The sequence below is a fragment of the Mucilaginibacter sp. P4_G9 genome, from assembly GCF_056400985.1.
The window spans coordinates 1-1,507 of the sequence record NZ_JBFUKF010000723.1 but is presented as its reverse complement, the minus strand read 5'-3'; the positions used below and the strand labels follow the sequence as shown (position 1 = coordinate 1,507).

2 protein-coding genes are annotated in these 1,507 nt (G+C 37.8%); both read right to left on the bottom strand.

Features of this window, described 5'->3' with window-relative positions; all coding sequences use genetic code 11:
* Positions 1-298 (bottom strand): hypothetical protein (locus tag AC1DPZ_RS27075; protein ID WP_477409356.1); only part of this gene is annotated, 298 nt, incomplete at its 3' end.
* On the bottom strand, positions 291-1,507 hold a 1,217-nt coding region (locus AC1DPZ_RS27070; protein WP_477409354.1), incomplete at its 5' end, for a hypothetical protein. The genes AC1DPZ_RS27070 and AC1DPZ_RS27075, both read right to left, overlap by 8 nt.

The following is a 1,507-nucleotide window of genomic DNA, read 5'->3' as shown; positions in this document are numbered from 1 at the left end:
CGCCAGGCGATTTCAAAACCAGTCCGCAGCTTTCTTCAAGTTCGGGATATTGTTGATCAAGAAAGTTGGATATGGAAGTGGTTTTGGTTGTCCACGATTTGTGGATAAATAGTAAAACCAGCAGGCTTATTACAAATATAGGCATTATCCAAAGAATTTGTACCCGCAAAGTATAACTTAGTAAAACAAATACGATTAGCGATATTGCGGCAGCAAAAAGCACATCGGCAAGTAGCTGATAACTAATATACCACCTGCGTATCGTGTTTATTTTATTTATGCCTGCCTGGTTACTCATTCTTTAATACCAGCTTATTTTTATGGGCCAACCATCTTTCAACAAAGAATACGGCAACCAGCACCAGCCAGAAATAGTGTGATAGATCTGTTTGCACAGTTACTTTATTATTATCTACGTTTTTTGCCGACGAAATTATATCTGGCATCATTTGCTGATGATCTATTTTTGCCAAGTTATGCTCATTTACCAATTCATTATCAGCGTTATATAAAATCAAATTCAATAACAGCTTCGGAAAACTATCACTCCAAACCAGGTCATTCCAGGCGGGGTTGAAGCGGGAATAAAAGTGGTATTGGGTTGTTTTTTGACTTTGTTCCTGTGTTAAAATTGGGTTGCCATAACCATCAACCCAAATTGATTGACCGCTTAGCGCTTCATTTTTAACCAGTTTATAAATTGCCGGGGCTTCATCATGTTCTGCTAAAGCAAAACTGCTCATGGTTTTAATAGACGAGGATTCGATACTTATTTTACCTTGTTGATAATCTAATACATACGTCGATTTCTTCAGGGTATTTGTATCGATAGGTTTACCGGATAACCAAAAAATCCAAGCCTGTTTTGCAGGTATCTGTTCAGGGTCACTATATTGCTTAATAACAATTTTACGTTGGGTAAAATTGGCAACCGCTTGTAAGGCAGCATTTAAATATGATGCATCTGCACTATATCTGTCGTTATAAATAGCTATCCATAAGGTAGTTGTATCAATTGGCGTAAGTTTTCCCGGAGCGCTTTTCAGGCTGATAACCGGGTTGCCATGATTAACATCCACAATAAACGGCGATTTTGGATCACCTTCTGATTGGATAATATAGCTTGTAAAATAAGTACCTGATGGCCTGGTGTTTCCCTCAACAACTTTGATGGAATTATTATTGGTGAACCAGGCGCTTTGAATCCACGTATTCACCGAATCGGCAGGAGTATAATTTTGCCAATGAAGGTTGAGTGATACAGACGGCCTGCTGCCGGTGAAGTATTTTACCTGGTTTGGGGTGAATAAATAAACCGGAATAGTTGCCGGCAGCTTTTTGTCTAATTTTGTCACCAGGTTCCAGTAATTTTTAGCTCCGAGTTTACCGCCTAACAAACTGTCGTTCAGCGCATTATTTAGTTCAAATATATCGAAGTTTGTATTAAAAAAATGGAATTCAAAACCAATTTTATATAAAGAATCTAAAGAAATATTGAACTTTGTAT